The following is a 1,209-nucleotide window of genomic DNA, read 5'->3' on the forward strand; positions in this document are numbered from 1 at the left end:
CAACCCCCGCAGTTCCTCCGCCGCGCCCTCCGGCAACGTCGCCAGCACCGACGGCGGAACGAACGCGTGCGACACCCCCGCACCCGCCAGCAACCCCGCCAACTCCGCACCGGCCAGCCGACCGGGTTCGGGCATCACCAGGACGGCGCCCGCGTGGAAGGTGGTGAGGAACTCGAAGACGGAGACGTCGAAGCTCGGCGAGGTGAGCTGCAGCACCCGGCTGTCCCGGTCGATGTCCGCCCGCTCGCCACCGCTGACCGCCAGCGCGGCCAGGCCCGTGTGGGTGACGACCGTGCCCTTGGGGCGGCCCGTCGACCCGGAGGTGTAGATGACGTACGCCGGGTGCTCGACCCGCAGGGGGGTGCGCCGGTCGGCGTCGGTCGGGTCGGTGGCGGGCAGGTTCCGGAGAACGGAGGCCACGGCGGGGTCGTCGACCGTGATGGTGTCGATCCCGGCGGCGGCCGTCGTGATCGCGTCGGTCCCGGCGACCGTGTGCGCGTGGGCGGTGTCGGTGAGCAGGACCTTGGGCCCCGCGTCCTCGATGAGGTAGCCGATGCGTTCTGCCGGGTAGGCCGGGTCGATCGGCAGGAAGGCGGCGCCGGCCTTGCCGATCCCGAGCAGGGTGGCGATCTGCGCGGCACTGCGCGGCATCAGCACACCGACGACGTCCTCGGGGCCCACGCCCCGGCCGATCAGGTGCCGGGCGACACGGTTGGCGTGTGCGTTCAACTGTGCGTACGACCAGCTGAGGTCCCCCTCGACGACGGCGGTCGCCTCCGGGGTCGCGGTGGCCGCGGCTTCGAAGATCGCCGGCCAGACCATGTGCCCGGGGGCTTCGATGTCGCGTCCGGACAGGGCGAGGATCGTCGCGGTCTCCTCGTCGGAGAGCAGGTCGACGCCGTTGATGCGGCGGCCCGGGTCCTCGACGGCCGCCCGCAGCATGCGTACGAGACGAGCTGTGAACGACTCGACGGTGCCGGCGTCGTACAGATCGGTCACGTACTCGACGGCACCCCGGATGCCCTGCGGTGAGCCGCCGTCACCGAAGGTCTCGGTGATGTTGAGGGTGAGGTCGACCCGGGACACACCGGTGACGATCTCGTCCGGCTCGGCGCGCAGGCCGGGCAGGTCGAAGCTGGTCGCCGGGTTGTTCTGGAAGGCCAACAGCACCTGGAACAACGGACTGTGCGCCGTACTGCGCTGCGGATT

The 1,209-nt window shown here is 71.7% G+C and carries 1 protein-coding gene; it reads right to left on the reverse strand.

Features of this window, described 5'->3' with window-relative positions; genetic code table 11:
- Window positions 1-1,209, reverse strand: a 1,209-nt coding sequence (locus ABZ576_RS34405; RefSeq protein WP_360750077.1) for an AMP-binding protein, incomplete at both ends; no start/stop codon positions are given.

Origin of the sequence: Streptomyces sp. NPDC013455 (genome assembly GCF_040632975.1) — a bacterium.
Classification (GTDB): Bacteria; Actinomycetota; Actinomycetes; order Streptomycetales; family Streptomycetaceae; genus Streptomyces.